This window comes from Psychrobacter sp. GW64-MNA-CIBAN-0177 (genome assembly GCF_040309585.1).
In the GTDB taxonomy this organism is placed as follows: domain Bacteria; phylum Pseudomonadota; class Gammaproteobacteria; order Pseudomonadales; family Moraxellaceae; genus Psychrobacter; species Psychrobacter okhotskensis.
On record NZ_JBEOOY010000654.1, the window covers coordinates 1 to 231 of the forward strand.

Genomic DNA, 231 nt, shown 5'->3' on the forward strand with positions numbered 1-231 from the left:
GGGCTACATATCAGTGCCAACACTAAACCTGTAGCGATACAAGCCCAAGGCGGTGAGCTGCAATTGCACAGCCAGCAAGGTATGAGGGTTGGTAGTGAGTCAGGACAGGTGAATGTGTCGAGCCCTAAGCGGATTAAGCTGCAAACCTCAGCAGGAGCATCCATTACGATAGATGATAGCGGTATTAAGCTGGTGTGTCCGGGGACGATTAAAGTTCATGCGGTGAAGAAG

At 50.6% G+C, this 231-nt stretch carries 1 protein-coding gene; it reads left to right on the forward strand.

Features of this window, described 5'->3' with window-relative positions; translation table 11 throughout:
• Nucleotides 1–231: DUF2345 domain-containing protein (locus tag AAEY79_RS16575; RefSeq protein ID WP_352289906.1), on the forward strand; the 231-nt coding region annotated here is incomplete at both ends.